This window comes from Martinezella paranaensis (genome assembly GCF_014200235.1).
GTDB classification, from domain to species: domain Bacteria; phylum Pseudomonadota; class Alphaproteobacteria; order Rhizobiales; family Rhizobiaceae; genus Rhizobium; species Rhizobium paranaense.
Map to the genome: position 1 here is coordinate 176789 of NZ_JACHBI010000011.1, position 24218 is coordinate 201006.

Annotated in this window: 18 protein-coding genes and 2 pseudogenes; 7 read left to right on the forward strand and 13 right to left on the reverse strand. The window is 56.9% G+C overall.

Annotated elements, in window-relative coordinates; translation table 11 throughout:
- The first annotated feature begins 5 nt into the window (after positions 1-5).
- From GGD50_RS24035 to GGD50_RS24050, 4 genes and pseudogenes are all read left to right on the forward strand, one after another.
- Positions 6-1004, forward strand: a complete 999-nt coding sequence (locus GGD50_RS24035; protein WP_004118206.1) for a hypothetical protein — start codon at positions 6-8, stop codon at positions 1002-1004.
- Positions 1005-1158: 154 nt separating this feature from the next.
- A pseudogene (locus tag GGD50_RS24040) lies at positions 1159-1380 on the forward strand (hypothetical protein); the annotation flags it as partial.
- Between the two features lie 470 nt (positions 1381-1850).
- Entirely contained in the window at positions 1851-3173 is a 1323-nt protein-coding gene (ltrA, locus tag GGD50_RS24045) for a group II intron reverse transcriptase/maturase (RefSeq protein WP_028755411.1), read from the forward strand.
- 45 nt (positions 3174-3218) lie between these two features.
- Positions 3219-3707, forward strand: a complete 489-nt coding sequence (locus GGD50_RS24050; RefSeq protein ID WP_280117191.1) for an IS5 family transposase — start codon at positions 3219-3221, stop codon at positions 3705-3707.
- Between the two features lie 20 nt (positions 3708-3727).
- Here GGD50_RS24050 and GGD50_RS24055 read toward each other — a convergent pair.
- The 9 genes and pseudogenes from GGD50_RS24055 to GGD50_RS24095 form a co-directional block, all read right to left on the reverse strand.
- A pseudogene (locus GGD50_RS24055) lies at positions 3728-4078 on the reverse strand (transposase); the annotation flags it as partial.
- Positions 4079-4519: 441 nt separating this feature from the next.
- Complete coding sequence (locus tag GGD50_RS24060; protein WP_004118330.1) at positions 4520-6877, reverse strand: hypothetical protein; 2358 nt, start codon at positions 6875-6877, stop codon at positions 4520-4522.
- The gene (locus GGD50_RS24065) at positions 6874-8088 is read right to left on the reverse strand and encodes a DUF2357 domain-containing protein (protein WP_240535433.1); all 1215 of its coding nucleotides are present in this window, start codon (positions 8086-8088) and stop codon (positions 6874-6876) included. Before GGD50_RS24065 ends, GGD50_RS24060 begins: the two co-directional genes overlap by 4 nt.
- Before the next feature lie 287 nt (positions 8089-8375).
- Positions 8376-10394 (reverse strand): McrB family protein, encoded by a 2019-nt coding sequence (locus GGD50_RS24070; RefSeq protein WP_004118326.1) that lies wholly within the window; start codon positions 10392-10394, stop codon positions 8376-8378.
- 33 nt (positions 10395-10427) lie between these two features.
- Positions 10428-11822 (reverse strand): coiled-coil domain-containing protein, encoded by a 1395-nt coding sequence (locus GGD50_RS24075; RefSeq protein WP_004118324.1) that lies wholly within the window; start codon positions 11820-11822, stop codon positions 10428-10430.
- Positions 11794-13950 (reverse strand): AAA domain-containing protein, encoded by a 2157-nt coding sequence (locus GGD50_RS24080; RefSeq protein WP_240535432.1) that lies wholly within the window; start codon positions 13948-13950, stop codon positions 11794-11796. Before GGD50_RS24080 ends, GGD50_RS24075 begins: the two co-directional genes overlap by 29 nt.
- Before the next feature lie 180 nt (positions 13951-14130).
- Positions 14131-14925: an IS21-like element helper ATPase IstB gene (gene istB / locus GGD50_RS24085; protein ID WP_004118321.1), complete on the reverse strand. Its 795-nt coding sequence runs from the start codon at positions 14923-14925 to the stop codon at positions 14131-14133.
- Positions 14915-16435: an IS21 family transposase gene (gene istA, locus GGD50_RS24090; protein ID WP_028754964.1), complete on the reverse strand. Its 1521-nt coding sequence runs from the start codon at positions 16433-16435 to the stop codon at positions 14915-14917. Before istA ends, istB begins: the two co-directional genes overlap by 11 nt.
- Positions 16436-16490: 55 nt before the next feature.
- Complete coding sequence (locus GGD50_RS24095) at positions 16491-17378, reverse strand: hypothetical protein (RefSeq protein WP_183932624.1); 888 nt, start codon at positions 17376-17378, stop codon at positions 16491-16493.
- A 759-nt stretch (positions 17379-18137) separates the two neighbouring features.
- On the opposite strand from GGD50_RS24095, the gene GGD50_RS24100 reads away from it, so the two are divergent.
- Positions 18138-18866, forward strand: coding sequence for an SNIPE associated domain-containing protein (locus GGD50_RS24100; protein WP_051043305.1), 729 nt, complete (start codon positions 18138-18140; stop codon positions 18864-18866).
- Here GGD50_RS24100 and tnpC read toward each other — a convergent pair whose 3' ends face one another.
- From tnpC to tnpA, 3 genes are read right to left on the reverse strand one after another with little or no spacing between them, the layout of a single operon-like run.
- The gene (gene tnpC / locus GGD50_RS24105; RefSeq protein ID WP_004118315.1) at positions 18867-20432 is read right to left on the reverse strand and encodes an IS66 family transposase; all 1566 of its coding nucleotides are present in this window, start codon (positions 20430-20432) and stop codon (positions 18867-18869) included.
- 54 nt (positions 20433-20486) lie between these two features.
- Positions 20487-20840: an IS66 family insertion sequence element accessory protein TnpB gene (gene tnpB / locus GGD50_RS24110; protein WP_004118312.1), complete on the reverse strand. Its 354-nt coding sequence runs from the start codon at positions 20838-20840 to the stop codon at positions 20487-20489.
- Entirely contained in the window at positions 20821-21243 is a 423-nt protein-coding gene (gene tnpA / locus GGD50_RS24115) for an IS66-like element accessory protein TnpA (RefSeq protein WP_240535431.1), read from the reverse strand. Before tnpA ends, tnpB begins: the two co-directional genes overlap by 20 nt.
- Between tnpA and GGD50_RS24120 the strand changes: the two genes are divergently transcribed.
- Positions 21130-22074, forward strand: coding sequence for a GIY-YIG nuclease family protein (locus GGD50_RS24120; protein WP_240535430.1), 945 nt, complete (start codon positions 21130-21132; stop codon positions 22072-22074). The two genes, tnpA and GGD50_RS24120, sit on opposite strands and share 114 nt — an antisense overlap.
- Before the next feature lie 244 nt (positions 22075-22318).
- Here the strand turns inward: GGD50_RS24120 and GGD50_RS24125 are convergent, their stop codons facing one another.
- Positions 22319-23041: a hypothetical protein gene (locus GGD50_RS24125; RefSeq protein WP_245276698.1), complete on the reverse strand. Its 723-nt coding sequence runs from the start codon at positions 23039-23041 to the stop codon at positions 22319-22321.
- A gap of 551 nt (positions 23042-23592) precedes the next feature.
- Between GGD50_RS24125 and GGD50_RS24130 the strand changes: the two genes are divergently transcribed.
- Positions 23593-24003 (forward strand): helix-turn-helix domain-containing protein, encoded by a 411-nt coding sequence (locus tag GGD50_RS24130; protein ID WP_004118308.1) that lies wholly within the window; start codon positions 23593-23595, stop codon positions 24001-24003.
- Positions 24004-24218: the final 215 nt, after the last annotated feature.

Below are 24218 nucleotides of genomic sequence, written 5' to 3' on the forward strand. Positions count from 1 at the left end.
AGAACATGTTGGCGGGCATTCTTCGATATTGCTTCGACATTGCCAAGAAAAACCAGGCACTTCGCCCATTCGTTGCGATCTACAGGCTTTTGCGCCGATTATTTCATAGAATCTTGGACAAATATCCGTCGCTCGCGATCATCGCGATTGTCGCAATAATTATTTTCATGACACTCAACCCTGAGTATGCACCGGACTTGGTTAAGCCTAGCCATGGATGCGAACTCATCCAAATTGGAAACGGGGAACTCTATACAGTCAAAGGCGACACTTTGCATTTTTCAGGGGATCGGCCTTGCCAGAGTCGACAACCTGTAGCCTTCGACTGGTTCAATCGCTTCCCTACAAAGATGATCGGCCTAGGCTCGCAGCCCGATGCCGTATCCGCAGGAATTTTTTTCAATGAATTGGCCACTGAAGCAACCGGGGCAAACGAATGGCACGAATATACGCTGTTCCACCAAGCAAATGACTTTACCTGGACAATGGCTCCAGGTGCTTCGATGGTGCGCGAAACCTTTCTCAAAGGAGGCTGCGGCTACGATACGTCAAATCCGCCGCCTTCGAAAGAATTGGAGGCGCGAGATGGCCTATTGCTTACGGCTGAGCAGTTGCGATCGAGTGTGAAGTTGCCGGAAAACGTGTGGGAAAAATGCAATACTGGCTCTCCCGAAGACGAGACTTGGGACTATTGCCACTACACGGGATTAGAATTTTTCATTCCGACAGTCAGTCCGCATAATGTTTGCGCCCAACACTCTTGGCGTGACGCTTGGATTCCCGGCGGGACGCGCAAGATTCTGCTGGGTAAACCGGAGGCCTATGAAAAGCTCTCGCGTTTGTCTCAAGATCGATGGGACGTCGGCAAGATCAAAGAAGTCTCCGCAGATGATTGGGCCCAAATGACAGCCGACCTTCCTAAAGTTTGCATGCGGTGGAAGGATAAAGGCAAACCGAACTGGGAAGAATTCGCGTCGCTTGCTGCAATCTGGTGCGACTATTAGGCGTTGCCTCTTAATGAGCCACCGCTTCCGGTTCATGGTGATATTCTTGGATATGAACCGATCAGTTGCCGTGGTGGGCTTCTCTTTAGAGGCTGCCTCAAAAAGAGGTGGGTGATTTCAACAGGTTATGATTCCTTCGGATTTGCGAGATTCGATGGAGAACACGATGGCCTGGACCAAAATCACCCGTCGGCAATATGGAGAGCGTTGGGACTTTGGCCACGCATCAACCATCGTCTCGTGATGGAAACGCGCGAGTTGGAGGGCAAGGAGGCAAGCCCGACGGCCGGTGTGATCGATAGCCAGAGCGTCAAAACCACCGAAAGCGGCGGCATCCGGGGCTTATGACGCGGGCAAGAGTGCGCCTCGAAGGCGCGTGTCACCAATGGAGGAAGGTTCCATCCAGAGAGTTGTCGATTGATCTGGTAGCTGACGAGCGGATCGGTCGGGTAACCGCCGGTTCGAAGCCTCGTGACAAAGGCCGCCTTGGGCGGTTGAGCAATCCAGTGGGCCGTAACGCGAGTGAAGTCCGAGCAGGCCTCGAAAGAGTCGATGCAGATGCCGACCCGTCTCTTACCCGGGGAAGGCCGTGCGAACAGGGAAGCAATCGTCACAAGCACCTGTTCGGTCTGCCGGGGTATTGGGCACGGCACGCGGGAAGGGTGATGCGGGTAATCGAGGGAGACCCGTGCGGTCGGAGGTCGCGGCTTCGACATCGCTGATGGCGATGGACCGGACGGGAGTCGGACAGGGTCGTAAGACTGTCGATGCCGGGCAATGCCGGCGGAGGAAAGGACCCTGACTTCTGGCATGCTTTCGAAGATGGTGAGGAAAGGGTGATTGGCGATGAGCCTCGAAACACCTGAAAAGATCAGGAACCTACAGAGAAAGCTCTATTGTAAGGCGAAGGCGGAGCCCGCTTTCCGCTTCTATTTGCTCTACGACAAGATTTGCCGTGAAGACATTCTGCGCCATGCCTATGCGCTGGCCCGCGCCAATGCGGGAGCGCCTGGCGTCGACGGAGTGACCTTTACGCAGATCGAGGCGTCGGGCGTGGATGCGTGGTTGGCGGGCCTGCGCGAAGAACTCGTTTCGAAGACGTACCGACCCGATCCGGTGCGGCGGGTGATGATACCGAAGCCTGGGGGAGGCGAGCGTGCGCTCGGCATTCCCTCTATCCGCTGTCGCGTCATCCAGACCGCTGCCAAGCTCGTACTGGAACCAATCTTCGAGGCGGACTTCGAGGACGGTGCTTATGGTTATCGGCCGCGTCGCAGCGCGGTCGATGCAGTCAAGGAAACGCACCGGCTGATGTGCCGGGGCTACACCGACGTTGTCGACGCTGATTTGTCGAAATATTTTGACACGATCCCGCATTCGGACCTCCTCAAATCGGTGGCCCGACGCATCGTCGATCGGAGCGTGCTGCGGCTGATCAGGCTGTGGCTGCGAGCACCGGTCGAGGAGCGGGATGGCGACGGGAAACGGCGCATGACTGGCGGCAAGAGCAGCACACACGGCACGCCCCAAGGGGGTGTCGTCAGTCCGCTGCTCTCGGTCATCTACATGAACCGGTTCCTGAAGCACTGGCGTCTCAGCGGTCTGGGTGAAGAGTTCCGCGCGCACGTCATCTCTTATGCCGATGACTTCGTCATTCTCAGCCGCGATCATGCGGCCGAGGCGCTGGCGTGGACAAGGACGGTGATGACGAAACTCGGGCTGTCGCTCAACGAGGCGAAAACCTCGGTGAAGGATGCCCGGCGCGAACACTTCGACTTCCTTGGCTACTCGCTTGGACCACGTCATCTGCCCAACGGCGGCCGGTGGTACCTGGGAGCGAGCCCGTCCAGGAAGAGCGTGCAGCGGATCAAGACCAAGGTCAGCGCGCTGCTGACGCCGGGCAACAAGGGCACATGGCCTGAAGTTCGCAAGCGATTGAACCGCCTCCTGGGCGGTTGGGCCGCATACTTCTCCTATGGCGCTCTCGCATCGGCCTATGAAGGCGTCGATCGACACGTCTATGACCGCGTCACGAACTTCCTGTGCAGACGGCACAAAGTGCAAGGACGCAGCACGCGTCGATTCCCACGTGAACATGTTTACGGGGAATTGGGCGTGCTGTGTCTTCGACGCGAGCGCGGCAAGCAGTCGCCGTGGGCCTTACGATGAAGCCAGTCGGAAAGCCGGATGCGGGAAATCCGCACGTCCGGTTTGATGAGCGGGGAAAGGAAACGGAGCGAGCCTCGCAAGGGCCAGCCACCGCGCCTTTCCTCGACTCTACAGACCAAAGGCCGCAAGCGCCATATCATCGTCGATACGCTCGGCCTGATGGTCGGTCTCATGGTGCACAGCGCCGACATCCAGGATCGCGACGGTGCTCCCGATCTCCTGAAATCCATCCGCCACAGGTGGCCATGGTTGCTGCATGTCTTCGCCGATGGTGGCTATGCGGGCGATAAGTTGAAGCGGCGACTGAAAAAGATCGGGCGCTGGACGATCGAGATCATCAAGCGCTCGGACAAGGCGAAAGGCTTCGAGGTTCTGCCGCGTCGATGGGTGGTCGAACGGACCTTCGCCTGGCTTGGCAGATGCCGCAGATTGGCCAAAGACGTCGAACGCTCCATCGCATCAGCCGAAGCGTGGATCATGATCGCCCACATTCGTCTCATCACCAGACGGCTAGCAAGGTATGGATATCGTTGAACGCTTTTCGAATCCGACTCTTAGTCGCCCGTGAAGAACCGTTTTCGGTGTGGCGGCGCATGATTGTCGGCGTCGAGAGTTTGCCTGACGAGCAGGCACAAAAGTAGCCTGAACCACCTGAGCAGAAGCGAGAAATTGTAGCCGGCGGCAGCCAGAACGGCATTGAGGGCATCGCCCTGCTGTCCGGCAAGATAGTTGCGGTCCATTCTGCGCTCGTTCTTGAGGTGCCCGATGACGGGCTCGACGGCTGACCGCCTTCGCATCAGACGTTTGATGGCCGGCGTCACGTGGCGCTTCTGGCCACTGGTGAAGACCCGCAGCTTGTGGCTCTGGGGCGCATTGTGGCCGCGGTATCCGGCGTCGGCCAGAATGCCAGGATCAGTCCGAGAAATGGCCGCCTTCAAATCGGAACGCCCGCCGGAATGAAATCGGAATGACTGGCCGGCTTCAAATCGGAATCGATGGCCGGCTTCATCGGAATACGCAGCCCATGAGTCGATTTTAGTGAGACGCCGTATTAGTTGCTGGTCTTTTGGGTCGTCGCCTCGGTGCCTTTGTTGTTCGCTCGAGTACCTAATTTAATGCCGCTGACATCAGTGAGGCGCCTTGAGAATGACGGCAATCAACCCCACGCTTCCCTTCACCTTGCCAAAGATATCGATGCCCTGAGCCAGCCTATACCGCCCGCATCAAGGCCTCACAATGAGCTCGTCAGGTACTCTTCGGTGAGCTCATTTGACGGCGCGTAGATCAACCTTAGATCCCCGCAACTGAAAATCGACGGGGCGTGGACGCCGCATACCAGCGATCTACTATTCGTCGGCATCGCTCCCATCCGCCCCACCAAAAATATCAAGCAGAAGCTCTGGGTTGGACCCCTCGCCCCGTAGTTCCTCAAGAACGTGTTCCAGGATGCGCCCGTACTTTGCCAGTGCCCTTAAACGATCCTGGTGCTTGAGATCACCTATCGTCCTCTCGACTGCTCGAACCAATTTATCCGCCTTAGGGTCCTGCCCCTCAACCAACGCGAATGGCTCGACCACCCTCCAACGGAGAAGGCCAACAAGCAGCATCGGAGCGTATTGGAATCTGGTGTACGTCGAGCCCAGATTTTCTTCGAACTCCCGGAGAATCCGTTTGGTCAACCGCTCGACATCTTTGCGAGTAAGCAGCCGAGGCGCGGTTTCAGAGCGCGAAAGTAGGAACGCCATGGCGGCGGTTTCTTTCTGCCACTTCCATTGATCTATGGGCTTGCCCAAGACCTTGTGGATTGCCTGCAGCTCAAAATGCTGGTTGCTGGCGACCCGCCCCAACCCCTGGTAAGCGAGCTTCCAGTGGGCACCTTGAGTGAAAATTGGGTGTCCCCGGGCTTCTTTGTCCCAAGCCTCCAGCAACCAGCCCGAGACGTCTGGCGGGCATCGGCGGAATTGCCATGTCAGAAACCGCAGTGATTGGGTTCCAACAGCTTGGCCCCTCAGCCCGCGACGGACTTCATCTAACGCTCGTTCTACAAGTCGATCCAAGCGCGATAGCGCGACAGCATCTACTCCATTCGGGACATCACCGTCACTTGATATCGCGTATTTGCCGCCAGGTCGAGCCGAGAGCCGATTTGCGAGTGCCGTCCAATCGACGGCAGTCCGGTCAACGTTCTTTTCAAGCAACGTGAAAAGCCCGTCTCCGCGAGGGCTATCGTTCCAACTATCGATTCCGCAGGCGAGCACAAGCCGTCCCGGTATTGTCGGTGCTGGTCTCTGGAACCCTTCGATCAACGCGTCCCAATTTTGTTCGAGTTCGGTCGCGGCATCCCAGTCGACCTGGAATTGGTGACCAAACTTCTGAGAGTGAACGAGGATTTTTGCTCGACCGGACGCCGGGCTCTGTTCCACCCAAAGTTCGACGGGAACTGTCTGGTCGACTTTCACACCGATGTTGACTTCTGCCTTGCGCGGAAGCTCGGAAGTTTCCTTTCTAAGGAAAATAGAAAAACGATCCTGCCCCGCTTGAATGGCCAATCTTGCCGGTTTCGGGCTCCGGTACATCTCACCTGCCGGAAGCGTCTCATCGTAATCAACGAGGTCGAAGTTTTCGACCGCGTCACGCCGCTGCACAATCGTTGAAATCTGCGGCAGGAAATCGAAATAGATGGGATCGCGCTTGCTTAGGCGCCGCGCGGCATGAAGCGCACCATCTGCGATCGAGTTGTCAGCAAGTAACACAACATCTCCACCGATGCTTTGTATCACTGCTGAATGGAATGCTTTTCTGATCGCACCTTTGGACAGAGTTTCCAACAAGACCACATCGCACCCAGCGACATCATCTCGCACATCCTGCAATCGAGGTATCTGCTCGTGATCGATCGTGTCGGGCGGCCTTAATACCTGCCAGTCTCCGTTTCCTTGGCGTAACACCTCGGGCTCTGCCTGGAATCCGAGCGCAAGGCGTCCATTCGAACGTGCCCATTCCAAATGATCGGTTCGGTCGACCGACGAAACTCTAGAAATTGCAGACTTTGCCAACTCCGCCAATCCCCGGTATCCCCAACCCGAACGGATCAGTTTTCCTGTCGAGCGACGCTCCGGCGCTAAGACAGTCTCTCCATGGCTACGCTCGCGACGAATGCGCAGCCTTTGAACCGTGACACCGTCTCCGGTGTGCGAAACCACACCTACGGCCTGGCCTTCTTCAACTGTTCCCCTTTCGATAGCGAACAATGTCGCCAACACGGATCGCCAAACCAGAAGCGGCGTCGAGACCTTTGCCTTGCGCAGAGCCGCCAACAGTCGTTCCTGCAGTAGCTCGCCGGTTTCAGCATGATCATCAAGGCTGGCGATGCCAAAGCTGGCACCGGATGACATCCCTTTCAGCGCTGCAGTCAGGTGGGGGACGGATGGATCGTCGTTCAGCAGATCAGTCACCCTCAACCGCTTCTCGGCAGCTCCGACCACACCCCAACCAGCACCCAGGCCGTGCGGAGAAATTGATGCCTGCGCACCACCCACAAGGCCCCCGTCGGCCTTCGCTCCAGTTTCAACCACGACACCGAAAATGCCGCCTTCGATGAGAGAGCTAATAACCTCCTGCTCCTCGCCGTCCGGCAAAATGGTCCAGTTCCTCGCAGCGCTATCGCGCCATCCATTCAGATCGTACCCGCACAGTTTCCTCATGGCGTCGTCGCGTATATTTCGCTACGTGCGAACGCACGGATAGCGTCCAACCCTTGCCGCAGCCCCTCGCCAGAGGCCTCCAAGGCAATTCCATCAACGCGCGTGCTAGCCTTACGGGATAGGCAAGTCTCGAACTGACCGTGAGATGGGGTCAGTATCAGCCCGTTACGCAGAACTTCAGTTTGGCCGAATGGCTGAATCTCGACCAATCGCTCATTTGCCCGTACGACAGCGTCGTTGAGATCTATGCGAGCCATCGTGTGCGGGGTCCAAACTGCTACGCGGCGCGGCATCCCGCCTCGGTCGATGTCGGAGATGCGGAGAGACACGTGGGCCCGCGTCAAGGCCAGCATACGGCCTGGTGCTTCAGGGCGGGATTGTACCTCGACTATACGACCTGTGTTCTTCAACCAGAACACGGCAATCGGTCGATCCTGCTCGAACCATCGTCCGAGCGATGCCTCTGAACGCCAGACGATGGGCGATTGCGCAATTAGCTCGGCTTCTTCGAGTTCGCTGAGAGCGAGCACGACAGAAAGCACAGAAAAATCCGTCCAGGTCTCCGCTTGCCATGCCCAGAGGTCATCGAGGACCCTGTCTTCCTCCAGCAGGCGGCGCCAGGCTTCATAGATGGAGTTGTAGCTCGGGTCCTGCATCAGAACGTAGTTCGGAACAATCCCGGCATCGGCTACGCTCACTTCAAGATCTGCCAACATCTGCGCGAAGGTTTTGCAGAACCGGCCGAAATGATTGACTTGCGCGTAGCGGCGGCTATGCCGTGCTCGTGGATGCTCCTGCATCCATTCGCGAGCAACCTGGAAAGCAAGTGTCGTATACGCGTGGAGAACCCTGTTTTCAGGGGTATCAAAGTTCTCTCGCCTGACTGTTGCGAGAATACGCTGGCTTGTACCGGCTCGCTCCGCAATCGTCCGCCCCGGTTGACGGACGAGCCAGCGCATCGACGCCCGATCCATTTCCTGAACTCGGTCCAAGAATGTAAGCTCTCTCGTCCGACGAAGCACGCGCCTGATCCTCGGCTCCAGCGCTTTCAGGCGCGGAAGGACATCTTGAGCCTGCCTTACGATCTCCGCCATTCGCGGATCGTGTTCATTCTCTGCGCGCTCCCACGCATCGCGCAATCGGGACCATACATGCAAAGGGTCTTCAAGGGCCTCGCCAAGCTCCTGGACCCGCGCCAAAACCTCGTTCATCCGCCGAAGAAGCTCTCTCGCCCGCACGTCTTCCGGGGTCTCATGCTCCTTTACACCACGAGGGCGAACCGGAAACCCAATTCGCTCCGGTCGCTGAGCATTCGCCGTTTTCGGGTATGGATGGAGAATAAGTTCCACCGGTCCATCTTGAAGCCGGGCCGACATAAGACGCGAGTGTCCGCCGTTCTTGGGTGCCTCGCCACGGACCTCGCTGACCAAACAATCACCAGGACTGAACTTCGCATTGGCAACTCCTCTGCGATCCCAAGGTCTGCCGAGATGGAGCATTACCGCGAAACCCCGTTCCATACGAACTGACCGGAGCCCTCTTTCGCAGCACGGATCGACTCATCGATCGCCTTCGCAAGGTGATCGTCCCGCAGGGCATCACCAACGAAACTTATGAGTTCGGAGAAAGCATGATCGTTACCGTCTTCAACTTCGATACCGCGAAGCTTTGGTAACAAGCGCATTTCAACCTGATCTGCGAGCGGGACACGCAAGTCCTTCGCCTGGTCGAACGAGGTGTAGTTCGCGACATACCCCATGATCGCGCGGCCGAGACGGTGACCGAAAGGTCTCTTGAAGCCCTTCATGAGGCTGACCATTCTATCCACGCTGTCGATAACGGTCTGCTCACTCTCCACAGTCGAAACAGGATTCACCCATGACCGCCATCTTGCCGCCGACAGCGCCTCGGGCTCGGCGATATTTGCTTTCTGCGCAGTCGTCCTGATGGTTCTTGGTGCCGAGAAGCGAAGGACATTCGCCCGGTCCACAACCTTATCAGAGAGCGACTGCGTGCTCTCGTCTTCGTTCATCGTTCCGGCAAACAGAAGGTTGTATCCTGGGAAGATGCGGGGAGCGTCCATACCTCGCGGCATCGGTATCTCAAGCTCGATCTCAGCGTCTTTGCGCAGGGATTTATCCGACACACGGTTCATCGGCGGGCGGCTTTCCAAGCGGCTGAGGAAGTCCGAAAAATAATACTCAACACGCGCAAGGTTCATTTCGTCGAGCAGGATCATTATCATCTGATCCTGAAACTCGCTCTTCTGGTTGTTCAGAATGTCCAGGTGATAGAGCGCCCGCGCCATATCGGTCGGACGGTAGCGCTTTTCGATATAGTTGTAGAAACCCATCAAATCCTGGGGGCTATCCCAGCGAGGTTGAACCGGCACCTGCAGGAACCCGATCCCTATGCCTGCCGCGTACTGTCGCGGCAGCTGGCTCTTGCCAGTCCCGGAGATACCGGCAAGCACGGCCATCTGGGTCGTGTCGTTTGTTTTCATTGCTGTATGGAAGGCATAAACAATGCGACGGTCGTAATGGAGGCCGCTTTGTTCAAGGCGCTGAAGCACCCGTTGGACTGCCTCAGCCTCATTTTCAGCGGCGCGATCTTTCCAGCTCCGCATTTGTGCCAGCACCGGCGGAAGCGTGGTCAACTCCTTGAGACGTTCAACGATTGCCTCCTCGCGGCCCGGCGCATCCCTACCGCTCGCCTCAGCAACGTCTTCCTCCATCTTAGCGACCTGTGCCATTAGCGACGAACGGCGATCTTCCAACGATGAGATGTCGCTTTCGATGGAACGAGCACGCTCCTCGGCGGCTGCGAGTTTCGCCGACGTCTGCGTGAATTCAGCATGAACGGCGGCGGTCGCCTGACGCTCGACAGCGAGGTCTTCTTGAACCTGAGAGAGTTGGGAGTTTGCCGCCTGGAGGAGGCCTTCGACACGTGCGCTTTCTCTACCAAGTTCCTGCGACAGCGCTTCTAAGCGTTGCACTCGCTCCTGCGCTTCGCTCAACTCAATCGCTTGGGACCGCATTTCTGCAATCTTCTTTTCAAGCGCTGCCTGTTCACGCTTCATCTCATCGTTGAGAGCGAACAGCCGCTCGGCGGCAGTGAGGCGGTCATGGACAGCGTCGAGATCTGCCCGGGCGGAAGCCAGCTCAGCGTCAACTGCGTGTTTTTCAATGATCTCCGCTTCGATCACCTCGCGCAGCGCACGGATTTCCTCGCGGCGCTCATCCTTCTGAAGCCATTCAGCATTCAAGTCATCGAGCTGTCTCTTGGTCGCATCGTAGTCAGCCTGGACGTCGGCAATATTGGCTAGGGCCTTGCGGCGCTCTCCTAGTTCATTTTCGATATCGCTAAGGGCCATCCGCTTGTCGGCAATGGCTGTCTCCAGAGACTCCAGGGAGCGCGTCGGCCCGGAGGCGGTAACGGCTCTGTCATGGAGCACCGCGAGGCTTATCTGCACGACGATCAGAGCTACGACAGCCATTGCTGCGAAAAGCAGTATCAAGATGTTTCCTGTTAGCATGTCGACGCTCTCTAATTATGGCCTCTCAGGCTGTGGCTGGGTAGTCGTCGGGGCGTCAATAGCTGGCGGCGCGGGTGCCACATCCGTCTGCTTTGGCGTCTTCGCGTCTGAAAGAGATGCAATTTCCTGAACAAGCACCCCTTTCCTGCCGTTAAGCTCGGCCAGCTCCGCTTTCACAGTATTTAGGTCGCTCTGACGCAAGCTCAGCTCTTTGGCCAGTTCTGCTTGTCGGTTTGATAGGTCTGCGACAGCCTTTTCCAGAGCAGCTTTTTCAGCTGCTGCGCGATCAGCATCGGCTTTGTCCGCCGAAGTTCGAGACTTCAGTGCCTGAAGACTGCTTAACTCTTCTTTGAGCGTGTTACGTTGCGTTGTGGCAGCTGCGACATCTGCCTGGAGATCATTTAATTGTGCCTTCGCGACCGGAAGAGATTTTTCCGCCTCTGCAAGCGCGTCCTGGGCAATTTTTAGCCTGCCTTCAGCCGCTGCAGCATCTGATCGTGCGCGGTCCGCTGCTGTGGTCACGCTCGTGAGATCGCCGTTCAATGCAGCCTTCCGCATTTCGAGAGCGCCGACTTGGTTGGCCAAGTCCGTACGGTTGCTGTCCTGGCGGGCCAAGTCGGCATCCGTTTTAGCTGCAGTGACCTTCGCCTTGGACGCCTGATCCTGGAGCTTTGCGATCGTTGCGTCTAAATCCTGCGAGGCACGTTGTTTGTCGCCGATATCTTTCGTGATTTTCGTCATTTGCGCCGTCAACGAGGCCTGACGGGCGGTAAGATCGGCGACCTGACGTGTTTTGTCGTCAAGGTCCTGAAGCTGGGCGTTTAATTTGGAGATTTCAGCCTCCTTATCGCGCCGGACCTTTTCGCTGACTGCAATCGCGTCGTCGGCAGCACTTTTTCGATCTTCTGCTTGTGCAACGTCGGCATTTGACTGATCGATCTTTGCCTGATTGACAGCAATCCGCTTTTCAAGGTCAGCGTTCTGAGAGCGTAAGGTCGCAAGCGTCTTCTCGGCCTTAGCTGCTTCCGCAATAGTATCGGCGGCCGCTTTCGATTGCTCTTGGCCCGCCTGAAGCTTCTCAACGCCCTCGGCGAGCGATGCCGTCTGTTGGTTTATCTCTGCGTCGAGGCGATCTCGCTGTGCGGTCAGATCAGCGATGGTTTTCCGAATACCATCGGCTTCTACACTTCGTTGAGAGATTTCCGAAAGGACACTATCGCGTCGGCCCAGCGCCTCTGTCCGCTCATTGTTATAGCGCTGAATGTCGGAACGCACGGCACCGTAGTCGCGCTCAAGAGCGTCGACCTGAATCAACGCGACAGAGATCGCGGCCGCTGAGAGCAAGCCAAGCGTCAAAGCGATATAGGTAAACCGCCGCGATCTAGGAAAGCTGTTTTGCGACGCGTTCAATGCACCCCTCCAAATCCTGAGCTAGTTCGTCCACCCAAAAGCGCTGGATTTTCCAGCCAAGCGATTTCAACTGATGGTCTCTCCAATAGTCGCCAAGCTTTCTTTTGCCGTCGGTGTCGGCATGCCAATGTCGACCATCGACTTCCAGGTCGAGCTTGACATCGCCGCTGCCAAACAGTGCAAAATCCAGGCGACGACCGGCGACTTCGAATTGAGCAACGGGGTTCAAGCCGCGCTTCCTAAGCGCCGCGTCCACAATTCGCTCCCAATTGCTGTCAAACGTGCCCTCGCCGATGCGGCCCTTTGGTTCGGTTGCCGTAGCGGCTAGCCGTTGAAGACTCCGCACCTTGCCAGATCGCGCATACGACAAATCGCCAAAGACATGGGCGACGGCCCGGGCGCGGCTAATGGCAACGTTCAGGCGGCGCCAGTCTTTCTGCACGAACGTGACCGCGCTGATCGCACTCGAATGGCCGAGCGTGGGTGAGAAAAGGATAAGGTCTCTTTCTTGACCTTGGAAACTGTCAACCGTGCCGACACGCAGTTCAGCCTTGACACGAAGCTTTTCATTGACTTCTGCGTGGATCGCTTGCTCCAACGCGTATACCTGCGGCCGGAAAGGAGCGATGACCCCGATCGACCCGCTATATCCTTGATCCACGAGGAGCATGCGGACATGCTGCACTATCGCGGCGATCTCAGAATTATTGATGTTGCCGATCATTGGTGATGTTGGCGCCGGTACATCGGTCCACGCAATACCTGGCTTCATGCCCCTTGGTGATTTGAGCTTGTCCTGGTCACCTGCAACCCGCAATTGACCACCATAAAAGTGTTCGTTGATGTAGCCAACGATATCGGCAGCGGATCGATATTGATCGCGAAGCATAACCTTCGCCGCCCCGGGCGTGAGGTCCGCCAAGTCGAATAGCGATCTCCGGCTCTGCGCGAACCGACCCATCTTTGATACCGGCAGGTTCTGGGCCTGCATCAGGTTTCGATCATGCGCAATGCCCAACTGGCTGATGAAGGAAAGCTGGCGATTGTCACCGACAACGACAGCACGTTTTGCCCTAGCGAAGATCGGCAGTGCTGACGCGATATCGCACTGGCTTGCTTCATCAAAGATCGCGAGATCGAATAAGCTGTCTGACAGCGGCACTCGCCGTGCCGCGCCAAGGACTGAAACCAACCACAGGGGCCGGTGACTTACAACTTCACCGGCCAATTCAGATGGCAGCGGCCCGGTGTTTTGAGCAAGCTCTAGGTTGGCAAGCTCCTCGCCTAGCCTCCGTCGGTCGATCTCAGTCAGGTTGACCTTTGACGCCAGAACTTTGGGAAGAAGCTCCCGAGCGACCTCTCCTATCTCCTGCGTAATCGCGACTGGATCACCCTTTACTTCGATCGTAGCTAATTCAGAGCGGAGCTGTTTTAGACGCTGCCTGAGGGTGGCGAGCGTTGTCTCTCCACCGGAACGTTGGCTGCCTACCAACAACTTCGATTTAAGACCGAAAGCTCCCAGTATTGTGTTGATCAACCGAATGACGAGGTTTTTTTCGGGCTCTACCAATGTCTGGACTCCGCGTTCAGCGCTGCTCGCCTCCTGCGCCTCGAGCCTCTCCAAAAGCTCCGCAATCAACCCGTGGATACGCGAAAGCTCGTCGATCTGGTCGAGCAGCCGATTTCGATTTTGCGCGAGCGTCGAGAGTTTCGACAGTAGAACCAAGTCTGGCTCAGCCGCACCTCTTGTGGGCTCGCTGACAAGTTCGCCAAGCACCTGATCGAACGATTGATCGATGTCGCGTGTAGGATCAAGCGTCCTCACTAGGAACGGAGACTGCGGAGCGATGCCACCAAGCCTGGTCTCGACAGCATCGAGGGCTTGGTGGTTCTTCGATGCAACAAGTACGCTTCCACCATCGGCAATCACGGAAGCAGCGATGGACACGATGGCCTGGCTTTTGCCGGTCCCCGGCGGACCGGTTACCACCGTAAGCGGTGCGAGGAGAGACCGCCTCACCGCATCAATCTGCTCCTTATTCAAGTCGCCCGTGTTGATGACGGGAGCAAGCCTAGTTGCAACGGGTGCATCCAAGCCGAGGATCGGCGCCAGCGCAGTCGTGGCCAATTTTTCCTTCGGCCACGCTGCAATTGTATCGAGGTCACGCACAGCTCCGGCAGTGAAGGTAGTATCGGTCGGTAGAAAGAGTGCGGCGATATCATGGATGCCGACGATTGTTGGTTTCCACGCGGAACTGAGCCGGTTTTTCCACCGAGAAGTGAGCCACCTCTGAGTATGGTTTTCTGATCAGGGTTTGGTCAATGGGCTGGCTTTTTCTCCTCTCTTTTGCGCCGCGGCGGCCGAACTGGCCTTGAATCGAAAGCTGTCATTTCCGGTTTCCAGGATGTGGCAACGGTGGGTCAGGCGGTCGAGCAAAGCGGTCGTCATCTTGGCGTCGCCGAAGACTGTGGCCCATTCGCTGAAGCTTAGGTTGGTGGTGATGATGACGCTGGTGCGCTCGTAAAGCTTGCTCAGCAGGTGGAAGAGCAATGCGCCGCCCGAAGCGCTGAACGGAAGGTATCCGAGTTCATCCAAGATCAGCAGATCGAGACGAACCAACGTCTCAGCGATCTGACCGGCCTTGCCTTTGGCCTTCTCCTGCTCGAGGGCGTTGACCAATTCGATGGTCGAGAAGAAGCGGACCTTTCGGCGATGATGCTCGATCGCCTGGACACCGAGAGCGGTCGCGATATGTGTTTTTCCCGTGCCAGGCCCGCCGACGAGCACGACATTCTGCGCTCCGTCCATGAACTCGCATCGGTGCAGTTGGCGCACCGTCGCTTCGTTGATTTCGCTGGCGGCGAAGTCGTATCCGGAGATGTCCTTGTAGGCCGGGAAGCGGGCAGCCTTCATGTGATAGGCGATGGAGCGGACCTCGCGTTCGGCCATTTCCGCTTTCAGCAACTGGGACAGGATCGGCACGGCCGCATCGAAGGCTGGCGCTCCTTGCTCGATCAGATCCGTGACCGCTTGGGCCATGCCATACATCTTCAGACTACGCAGCATGATGACGACGGCGGCGCTGGCTGGATCATGACGCATGGCGACCTCCTACGATCCGGACACGCAGCCCGTCATAGCGTTCGACATTGGCCTTGGGTTCGCGCAGCAAGGTCAGCGCCTGTGGTGTGTCGATATCGGGACCATCACTGGTCTTGCCGTCGATCAGCCGATGCAGCAGGTTCAACACATGCGTTTTGGTTGCCACGCCGGCATCCAGAGCCAGTTCCACAGCGCGGAGGACGACCTGTTCGTCGTGATGAAGAACGAGAGAAAGGATATCGGCCATCTCGCGATCACCGCCGGGGCGGCGAAGCATCTGGTCCTGCAGTTGTCGAAAGGCCGGTGGTAGTTCCAGGAAGGGTGCGCCATTGCGCAAGGCACCGGGCTTGCGTTGGATGACGGCAAGGTAGTGTCGCCAGTCGTAAATCGTCCGCGGCGGCTTGTCGTGACTGCGCTCAATGACCCGCACATGTTCGCAAAGAACGTTGCCCTCGGCTGCAACGACCAGCCGCTCGGGATAGATTCGCAGGCTGACGGGCCGGTTCGCAAACGATGCGGGCACGCTATAGCGGTTTCGTTCGAAGGTGATCAGGCAGGTGGGTGAGACCCGTTTGCTTTGCTCGACAAAGCCGTCAAACGCGGCAGGCAGTGTCATCAATGATGCCCGCTCATCAGCCCATACATCCGCAATCGTGCCGGGCAAGGTGCCATGCGGTGTCTCCCGCCACAGGTCCTGGCAATGCTGTTCCAGCCAGGCGTTCAACGCCGGCAGATCGGGAAAGTCCGGCATCTGTTGCCACAAACGTGGTCGGGCATCCTGAACATTCTTCTCGACCTGCCCTTTCTCCCAGCCCGCAGCAGGATTACAGAACTCGGGCGCAAAGACGTAGTGGTTCGTCATCGCCAGGAAGCGGATGTTGACCTGCCGCTCCTTGCCGCGGCCGACGCGATCGACCGCGGTGCGCATATTGTCGTAGATCCCTCGCGCAGGCACACCGCCGAAGACCCGGAAGCCGTGCCAGTGGGCGTCGAAGAGCATCTCATGGGTTTGCAGCAGGTAGGCTCTGACCAGAAAGGCCCGGCTGTGCGCCAACTTGATATGCGCGACCTGAAGCTTCGTGCGCTCGCCGCCGATCACGGCATAGTCTTCACTCCAATCGAATTGGAATGCTTCGCCTGGGCGGAAAGACAGAGGAACGAATATGCCTCGGCCGGCCGTCTGCTGCTCAGCCCGCCACTCACGGGCAAAGGCAGCGACGCGACCGTAGGAGCCGGTAAAGCCCAGAACCACCAGATCGGCATGAAGTTGCTTCAGCGTTCGGCGCTGCTTGCGTGACCTCCCGGCCTCGGTCTTCAGCCAGCCCGAGAGTTTCTCTGCGAATGCATCAAGCTTGCTCGGCCGCTCCGGTACCGTGAACGTCGGCTCGATCGTGCCCGCGCTCAGATACTTCGCGATTGTGTTCCGCGACAGCCCGGTGCGCCGACTGATCTCGCGGATCGATAGCTTCTCGCGCAACGCCATCCGGCGGATAATGTTTAAAAGTCCCATGTGGATCACTCCGTTGCCCCCGTCGCTCTCCGCGCTGGGGGAAGGTTCACATGGCTCAATTCTCAATGGAAATTATGCGCCTAACCGGCTCAGTTCTGCGTGGAAACCAACAGACGATGTTAGGATCCAGCTCAATTCGCATTTGCTGGCCTGAGATACGTCCCCGAAAGGTGCCCGAAACAGCCTCCTTCAATCGGGAGAGAAATTCATCCCGCCGGAAGCCCAATCCCTCGGCCTGCGTGAACACGTCGCGCAGCCCTGCCTCTTTCCAATTGGCGCTTCTCGCCACGCCCTTGATCCAGTCGGGGTTTGCGACGATGTCATCCGTATCGATCGATACTTCTAGGTGCGTCGGACTGCGCTTCCAGTCAGCGCTGATGAGACCAACCGGCCAGACAACAGCTACACCTTGCTTTTTCCCAACACCCAGAGGCCAGCCCACGGCGAGCGACTGTTCGTTCGCTTCCCGCTTGACGAGAGCCTGCCGAAAGTCATCTGGCAACTCGTCGAGAGGTATCGAGATGGTGAGGACCTGCCCCTCTTCGGGCGTCAGAGGCCCAAGGCCAGTGAACAGTTGCCATTGAACAGAATGGCGATCTTCAACTTGAGTGATCGCACCTCTCGGGTCTGATCGTAATGCGGATCGATAGTATCGAAGCAACGCATTGGGATCGAACGCCGCGAAAGTATCTGCGACTTCACCTTCGCCGACGGAAGACCTTGAGGTCCGGAAAGTCGCGTGGACGGGCCTGAGGGTAAGATTGTCAGTTACTATGGTATTGGTGGCAATTGAAGAAACGGGTTGGGTGCCTGTCTTGTTCGCGGTGGCAATTGGGCGCCACCGACCATCGCGGCCTTTGGCCACTTTTCCAGCTTCGCTGAGGGCAGATAACTCGGCGTAAATTTCCGTACGCCTGCGCGGATCAAAATCGACATCAAGCAACGCAAATAGTTCGTTCGTTGTCCGGCCCGTCGGAAACGCCGATATCGTTCGCAGTAGTATAGACATGACTTACAAATAACCTCAGCCGAGCGCTCCCTCTCAGCTGATCCATTGAATCGCCCTCCTCCAATAAGCGATTGAGGCGCTTTGCGTGTCAACGGTTTGCAACTTGAAATACACGCCCATTTTCGACCCGAGGAGTTCAAGATGGAAGATTTGCATGAATAGTGTTCTTCAAGACACGAAAATACAAACGCCTTTTGCCGGTTAGGTGACCATACTGTTTCGCCCCACCGGCTTTGCGCGGTGAACTTGAAGGCCTCACTCAAGCGGATGCTGCGTCTATGCGATGAAAGCCTGCCGTTCTTTCCATTGACCTAAAGGATCGAGACCCAGAATTACCTTATCGAAGCCAAATTGGATATGCTGGCCGCTTCCCAGAACAAAGCGGTATGGGTGAGCTGGCAGGAACTGCAACCAATACCTCGTCATCAAGCCGCAAGGCTTCCGCGAGTTGTTTGAGCCATAAACTCTGCTCCTGGATGCGTAAGACACCGAGATACATGGGTAAGATGATCATCTTCGCAGATCTCCGTTCCTGGCGCAGCTCTGCACAGCTCGCATCATTCGGGACGCGGCACCTGCTCAGTCGGCAGGCGAAATTAAACCGCTGCACAACTAATGTTATCCGTAACATCCGCTTGCAAAGTCGAGATCGCAGCTTAACGTCCTCATCCAGGGGTGGCAGGGGAGTTCATAATGACAAGCGGTCAAATCATTGGGCTTGTATTTATCATTGGGTTTCCGCTTTGGGCGATTGTTGCGAGCGTCATTGCGTGGAAACAGTCCATACGCAAAAAACGTGCCGAGGGCAGCGTGCGTGCGTTGGAAGTAAAATATAGCCCTATCCTAAATGAGGAAGCAGAAGTCCAGCGACTACGCGATATCGCGAATTCAGTCTCAGTGGACATTTCAAATTTGAGGTCTTCCTATAACGAAAAGAAAGCGATCTTCGACCGCCTCGCAAAGGAGGTAGCGATTTTCGATGAGAAATTGGCGTTCGCCGAGATGGGCGTATATGAGCCTCATTTCGATTACACCGACAGTGAGCAGTACAAACAAACGATCATTGAGAACCGCGAGACCCAGAAACGGATGGTTTCGAACAAGATCGCTGCAATCGCAAAAACGGAGTGGACGGTTAGTGGCAGTAAGGCCAAGGGCCAGACGATGAACAATCGCAACGTGAAGCTCGCGCTCAGAGCTTTCAACAACGAGTGCGATGCAGCGGTCGCAAATGTCCGCTGGAACAATGCGAACGCGATGGAAAAGCGGATCGTCAACGCTCGCCAGCAAATAGACAATCTGAACGCTACGAACGACGTCCATATTACCGATGAGTATCTAAAACGTAAACGCTCATTTCCCTGCACGTTGACGCCCGCGATTCCGGCGCGGTGTTCGACTTGGGAACGGTTTCTGCGTTGATCAGGCCGCTGCGGCCTTTGGAAAGTTGAATGGCAGCAGGTCAGAGATGTCGGCGTCGTCGGCGCGCTGCGGCAACTCGGTGAGGACGTGGCGCAAGTAGGCCAGTGGCTCGACGCCGCAAGCCCGGCATGTCAGCATGAGGCTGTAGACCACGGCGCTGGCCTTTGCTCCATCGACGGTGTCGCTGAACAGCCAGCTTTTTCTGCCAGTTGCAAAAATCCTGATGTCACGCTCCAGAAGGTTGTTGTCGATCGGCATCCTGCCATCATTTGTGTAACGCGTCAGATATTCCCATTGGTTCAGCGTGTAGGAGATGGCATCGCCAAGCTTGCTGTCCGGCAAGACCTTCGGGGCGATTTCATCGAGCCATTTTTTCAGGGCATTCAGGATGGGAACGCTATGTTCCTGGCGAAAGCGGCGAATGCAATGATCTCGCGTTTCGCCGTCATCCGGTATTTCGTCGCGCGCTTGCTTTTCAATCCGGTAGAGTTGTTCGAAGAACTTGAGGGCCTGCTCCGGTGGGCCGCCGGGTTTGTTTCTCGTCTTGAGAGCATTGACAAACCGCCGTCTTGAATGGGCCATACATCCAATGTGGGTGGCCCCCTCCAGCGTGCGCCAGGCGGAATAACCATCGCTCATCAATATGCCGCGGTAATCGCCGAGAAAGGCCTGCGGATAGATCTGTCCGCGGCCCGGCTGATAATCGAGAAGCACGATCGGCTCGGCACTGTCCTCACCGCTGCGATAAGCCCACATGAAGGATGTGTCGGTGGCCGCTCTGTCCTTTTCCTTCAGGACCTGAACAGTCGTCTCGTCGCCATGGATGAGAGACTGTGATCGAAGCCGCAGCTTCAGCGCGTCATAGATGCGGACGAGATGCTTCTCGCTCGAGCCGATCACCCAGTGCCCCAGAGCACCGCGGCTGACAGGAACGCCGGCGCGCTCGAAGGCCTGTGCCAGACGATAGAGTGGCGTGCCATCGACATATTTGTGCACCAACGCGAAGGCTAGCGTCGAGGCCGTGGCAATGCTGCCCGGCAAGGGTTGCGCGGGCATCGGCGCAATGATGACCGGCGTGTTGATGCCGGTGCGGTCGCAATTCCGGCAGGCATATTTGAACCGCACATTCTGAAGGACCTTTGCCTTCACCTCGATATGAAGCTGCTCGCTAACGGCCTCACCCATGCGATGCATTTGGTGATGGCAGCAGGGGCAAGCCTTCTGATCGTCGGGCAGGTCATATTCGACGCGTTCGCGCGGCAGGTTTTCCGGTAACGGTCGGCGGCCGCGCTTCTTGCCTTCCTGCTTTTCTGCCGGCGGCAAGCCGGTGTCCGGAAGATCGACGACATCGCCTTCTTCGCTGTCATCCTCACCGGCGACCTGTTCGGCTTCATTGAAGAGGCGATCAATGTGCTTTTCGCTCTTCGGCGCAAAACGATGTGAGCGAGCAAGCGCCAGCTCTTCCTCGAGTTTGACGACGCGCTCGGCAAGTTGACGGTTTTCCGCCTGCAGCGCGGCAATGCGCGCCATCAGCTCCTCAACAGTCGGTTCGCCAGTTCGATTCATCAGATTCTTGAATCGAAAGCATGCCGCCGCGTCAACCGCTCAATTCGATATCCTTCAGCCAGCGACTTGATATTGCCGCACCGGATGGCGAACCATCGCGTCAATGTCGATGCCGTCGAGAATCCAGTGGAGCTGCTCGGTCGAAAGCGTCACCACCGCAGTCTCCCGGCGTGGCCATCGGAACCTGTCTTCCGTCAAGCGCTTCAGGACCATCACAAAACCGGACCGATCGAAGAACAACAACTTCATCCGGTCGCGGCGGCGATTGCAAAACGCAAAGATCGCAGGCGCGAACGGGTCAAGCTCCATCACCTCCTGCACCAGGACCGCAAGGCTGTTGATGCCGGCGCGAAAGTCGATCGGTTCGCGATGCAGATAGACGTTGAGATCAGCGCCCAGTCTGAACATGGCCGAGAGCTCCGATGATTGCCGTCAATGCATCCACATCACCGCATTCCAGCGTCAGCTTCACGCCATTCGGCAAAGCCGCGCTCACCTTGGCTGGGAGTGGCGACGACCTCGACAGCCGCTCCTCACCAGGCAAAGCAGGCCAGCCCACCGAACTGCTCTGCATCGGCAAACTGTGCTGCGCAGCGCTGACTTGAACCGGAATGAACGCCGACAGCGCAGGTGGCGGCAAAGCAACGGCGTCCTTGGCCGTCTTTATCCATTTCCGAAGAAGGTTGGCATTGATCCCATGTTCAAGCGCAAGCCGCGATACCGACACGCCGGGCTCCAGGCAGGCAGCAACCAGCCGCTCTTTCGACGCCGGATCGTATCGACGGCGGCCGTTGCGCAAAATCCGCCTCACCGCCAGTTTCTGTTCATCGCTCTCAATCACGTGGTGTCCACCTCCGTTAAGTGGACACTTCATGCCAAAACACGCTCAATGCAAAAAGGTGCGGCGAAATTCGCGCTTACTCTAAAACAGAAACTCGTCGAGTTGCAGGTCACCCACGAATACCGTGAAAAGCTGAAGGCCGAGCGGGAGGAACGCGCCGAGATGGCCCGCGCTGCGCGAGAGGAACAGAAGCTGCTTCGGGACATGGAAAGAGCGGAAGAGGAGGAGAATCGCTATCTGCGCCTTCTCGACAAAGCCAAATCCGATGCGAATGAGGCCGCCGCCGACCAAATTGGAGCATACGACGAAAAGATCCGGATGCTGGAAAAAGACCTAGCTGATGCCCACGCGAAGTTTGAGCGTGCGCAGGCGATGGCCGAGAAGACGCGGTCGGGATATGTCTACATTATCTCGAATATAGGTTCTTTCGGCGAAGAGGTCGTAAAGATTGGTCTGACCAGGCGCCTGGATCCAGCCGATCGCGTCCGCGAACTTGGTGACGCCGGCGTCCCGTTTGTCTTTGATACTCATGCAATCATCTACAGCGACGACGCTCCCGCCCTTGAGAGAGCGCTTCACAACGAATTCCAGAAGACCCGCATCAACGCTCAAAACTTTCGCAAAGAATTCTTCAGAGTGTCGATTGACGAGGTCGAGCGGGCGGTAGCGAGGCTCGCGCCTGGTGCACCATTCTTTAAAGACGTTGAGGCTCAGGAATACCGCGAAACCCTCGCTCGTCGAAACGCCATGTTGGCAGCTGTAGAGCCAATTGAATTGGTTGCATTTCCGGCAAGCATTTAGAACACCGACTCCACGCGAATGTGTCCTCCTGGCACCTCGTCCACCTGCCAACCCGCTGCGATGGCGCGATCGACCAGAGCAGTTTGAGCGCATCCCGGCAGACTGCTCAAAGAGAGCTTGGATGTCGGCGAGAAACGTTCGCTGCCAAGCTGTCATGTTTTGTCGAAGCAAGGCCACTTGGATGTCTTTTTGCAGGTTTCCTGCCGGGTCCATTAGAATTGTCACGTGGCATGCGCAGCGATCTTCAAGCTCTTCGTCCTGACTTCGCTGCCGAGAGCGAGGCTGTCGCCTGCTCGACGGATTTAATGAACGCGCTGTAAACTTCGTGTGTCAACCATTCGTGCCGAGTGCTCTGCAGGCGGTTGAAACGCTTCATCTGCGAATGAAGTCGTTCGAACCTGTCCGCCTCCATCAAAGTGAGAGGACGCGCACGGCGACCATCAACGTGTCGTCGAGCAACAGCACCGATGGAGCGAGCATCAAAGTTTTCGGCACCTACCCTGCTCTTCAGCTGCTCCGTCAACGTGTACCAGCGATCCCGAATATCATCATACATCTGATCAACGGAAAGAGTGGGGAGGGTTGCTTCGACATTTTCGACAGAACCGTCGGATTCGACCGACTGTGCCAACGACCGGCTCCCCTCGGTAATAGCCAAGTCTTGGGTCGTGATGTTGATGTCCTGTGTCGTACGCCTCAGACTTTCCAATTGCTCGGCAATTGAGTGCAGTTGTATCTGCAACTCGTCCACCCAACCCGTGGAATTTCTCAGGGCTTCCTGCGTCTTGTGAAAATCGGTTGCGATTATTTTGAAATCATGCACGGCTGACGTGATTCCAAAAAGCTTGACCGCCACTTCGCCCAAGGTAGTTTTTAACACGCCAAACGGTCCGAGAATGACGATGGCTGTCAACGCGACAGACGGCCATGCTATTCGGGCAACGAAGTCGAGAATTTCATGCGGCATGGTATCGTGCGTTCCCATTTAACTGTTGTCATTCGAGATAGATTGCCCAGTTCAATACGGCCATTTATCGATTCGCGCTATGCGAGCCTACATCACATGCTTGGCGGGCGTTTTTGCGATTTTGGGTGCCCCGATAATTCCCGGCCATGTGGACCAGTTGGGCGCGGAAATCTGGATTGGCGGCGAAGTAACGACATGCATTGAGGGTACCGTCACTCTCTGAAATTCGGATCGATATCTAAAGAGCTGGAGCGGGGGCGCCCATCAGGATGAAAAAACCACGAGGGCGGCAAGCGTCGAAATGCAGTAACCCGACGCAATATAAAGCAGCCAACACTGAAAAAAGCTGTGCGCAATGCTCATTGTAGGTCTCAGAATGGGTATATCTGGTAATCGGTAATATATTATCTCCTTAAGTGCTTGATCTTGGGAGACGTTTATCCATGCGCGGCTATCGTTCTGGCTCTAATACCAATCGGCATTGCTGCTGACTCTTGAGGGTTCACAAAACGCGATGAATCTGAATCCATGGTGCAAACGGGAGGTTTGCCATGGGATCAGCACTTCGGCTTCGGACGGATTATGTTGGCGATGACTTGCGCAAGGCGGCGCGGCTGTCGAAAGATGCCGCTCAGACGCGGCGGCTTCTGGCTCTCGCGCAGATTTATGATGGAGCGACGCGCGGCGAGGCCGCGAGAGTTGGTGGCGTGACTGTGCAGATCGTGCGGGACTGGGTCGAGCGCTTTAACACGCAAGGCCCTGAGGGTCTTTTAAACGTGAAGGCTCCGGGCAAGCGTCCGAAACTCAACGACGATCAGCGCCAGGAGCTTCGTCGTCTTGTGGAGAAGGGGCCGATCCCGGCGATTCACGGCGTTGTGCGCTGGCGGTTGAAGGACCTGGCACGCTTGATATTCGAGGACTATCGGATATCGCTGGACGAAAGCACGTGGGACGTGAGTTGAAGGCCATGGGCTTTGCCAAGCTGTCTGCCCGTCCTCGCCACTATGCCCAGAACGAATTGGCGGTGGAGGATTTTAAAAAACGTATGGCCCGCCCGTCTGCAAGAAGATTTTACGGTGTTCTGATCAGTCTGCGTCAACGTATACGGTCTCATGGGTCGCCCCCATGGCCAAGATGGACATCCGCGCGTCTAGAGCCCCATAAGTTTCTCGGCATC

Coding starts and splice junctions, on each gene's coding strand:
- istB (WP_004118321.1), bottom strand. CDS start 14,925: ATGCGTCATGATCCAGCCAGCGCCGCCGTCGTCATCATGCTGCGTAGT.
- tnpB (WP_004118312.1), bottom strand. CDS start 20,840: ATGTTCAGACTGGGCGCTGATCTCAACGTCTATCTGCATCGCGAACCG.
- GGD50_RS24120 (WP_240535430.1), top strand. CDS start 21,130: ATGTTCAAGCGCAAGCCGCGATACCGACACGCCGGGCTCCAGGCAGGC.
- tnpC (WP_004118315.1), bottom strand. CDS start 20,432: ATGAATCGAACTGGCGAACCGACTGTTGAGGAGCTGATGGCGCGCATT.
- GGD50_RS24050 (WP_280117191.1), top strand. CDS start 3,219: ATGAGCGGGGAAAGGAAACGGAGCGAGCCTCGCAAGGGCCAGCCACCG.
- istA (WP_028754964.1), bottom strand. CDS start 16,435: ATGGGACTTTTAAACATTATCCGCCGGATGGCGTTGCGCGAGAAGCTA.
- GGD50_RS24035 (WP_004118206.1), top strand. CDS start 6: ATGTTGGCGGGCATTCTTCGATATTGCTTCGACATTGCCAAGAAAAAC.
- GGD50_RS24100 (WP_051043305.1), top strand. CDS start 18,138: ATGACAAGCGGTCAAATCATTGGGCTTGTATTTATCATTGGGTTTCCG.
- GGD50_RS24130 (WP_004118308.1), top strand. CDS start 23,593: ATGGGATCAGCACTTCGGCTTCGGACGGATTATGTTGGCGATGACTTG.
- ltrA (WP_028755411.1), top strand. CDS start 1,851: ATGAGCCTCGAAACACCTGAAAAGATCAGGAACCTACAGAGAAAGCTC.
- GGD50_RS24060 (WP_004118330.1), bottom strand. CDS start 6,877: ATGAGGAAACTGTGCGGGTACGATCTGAATGGATGGCGCGATAGCGCT.
- GGD50_RS24065 (WP_240535433.1), bottom strand. CDS start 8,088: ATGAACGAGGTTTTGGCGCGGGTCCAGGAGCTTGGCGAGGCCCTTGAA.
- GGD50_RS24125 (WP_245276698.1), bottom strand. CDS start 23,041: ATGCCGCATGAAATTCTCGACTTCGTTGCCCGAATAGCATGGCCGTCT.